Consider the following 1,610-nt stretch of genomic DNA (forward strand, 5'->3'; position numbering starts at 1 on the left):
CGAATGAATCGGACGATTACGGTTACGACGCACGGCCCGCTTACAACTACAAAATCCCGATCACCGCATACCGAGGAATCGCCTATGGCCCGACGCCGTGGATCAACCTGGACGAGAATAGCCAGATCGGCTTGAACCAGATTTATGCAGGGATTCTGTCGCCGAACGTGAAGTCGGATGACGCCCAGATCTTGTTCATGGCCAAGGCCAACCGCAAGGAATACGCCTATGTCGCGGCGAACCAGTTGTTGGGCGGTGTCAGCGACAAAAGAGTGGCCGGCATATTCGAAGCAACGGCGAAATACATCTCGGATCACGGAGACGATCCGCTCCCGCCCTGCAGCGGCTTGATCTGCTTGCCTTACGGCTCGGTCGAGGTCAAGGCGGCCTGGCGACGATTGACTGCCTCCGAGCGAGCATCCGGCCGTTTCTATACAACCCGCGTGCGTTATTACGTCAAGGGCGACGGCGCGGATACGAAGACGTACTATGTCGACGACGATTTCGGCCTCATTGGCTTGCACATTATTCAGAAAACATCATCGGCTCCGTATTTTATCTACGCAACCTTCGAACAGGCGGACAATATTCTTGATGCGGCGGGCAAGCCGGTCGAGGATATGGATGGAAAATATATTGCCAATCCGATCCCGCCGATACCGTTATATCCGAATATTGTCTCGAAAAACGCACAGCCCGGGACTCTCCAGCAATTCTCCTATTCCCCCAAAAATTTCAGCTCGCCGCCAGGCGCTCGGCTGTACTACCAGAACACCGCGCAAACCGGACTCGTAGATGGAGGTCCGATCATTGTCAATCGAAGAATCAATCAGATTCCGGATGAAATTATTGCGGTCAATAAATCTGCTCATGATGCGATTTCCATGTACTCGCAAAAGAATTTCGGTGCGAAGAATTCGGTGTGGTCGTATTACAAGCTCGTCAACGTTCAGAGCAAGCCGCTTACTGGAAAAAAACCGGGAATCGATTACAGTAACGAGGATAGGTCGGTGCAGTCGACGTATTATCAATCCAATGGCGTGATTGAAACGGATTACAATCTTCAGAAATTCAGCGGAACCTTCGTCAACTTCGACAAATTCAGTTTTCGGATTACGGATTTTTCCGATGGAACAAAGAATCAATTCAATAACGTGACGTACAACCATGACTCCGTAAATATGGGTGGATGCATGGGGTGTCATGGAAATGCACAAAAGGCTGGAACCGGGTTCAGCTTTATCCTCCTGCACGGAAGCGTGCCGATGCCGGACCAGGCAGGCCAGCCTGTAACGAAGGAACAGATCGCGCGCTTCACCAAATATTTCTCGAAATGAGATTGCTGTAGTCGTCGACGAGATTTTAAGGGGTTGTGTCTAATAATGAGGCCGTTCAGTTCGCGTTACTCGGCGGTACCCGTATGCGATATTTTTCGGCTTCGAATCGAATGGTCGCGCCATGCGAATGGGGGTGGGTGTGAATATACACAGAGAGCGGCATCGCTATTTTCAGACGACCGTGTCGGCATCGATTTTCCTCGGCTTATGCTGTTTGGCGATGAATGTTGATGTGGCCGAAGGGGCAACTGATGCTGTGTTGCAGGCCGCGAG

The 1,610-nt window shown here is 51.4% G+C and carries 1 protein-coding gene; it reads left to right on the top strand.

Features of this window, described 5'->3' with window-relative positions; genetic code table 11:
* Nucleotides 1-1,337, top strand: a 1,337-nt coding sequence (locus tag AB0F11_RS38160) for a hypothetical protein (RefSeq protein WP_362184470.1), incomplete at its 5' end; no start/stop codon positions are given.
* Nucleotides 1,338-1,610: the final 273 nt, after the last annotated feature.

It is taken from the genome of Streptomyces sp. NPDC032472, from assembly GCF_040636955.1.
GTDB lineage: Bacteria > Actinomycetota > Actinomycetes > Streptomycetales > Streptomycetaceae > Streptomyces.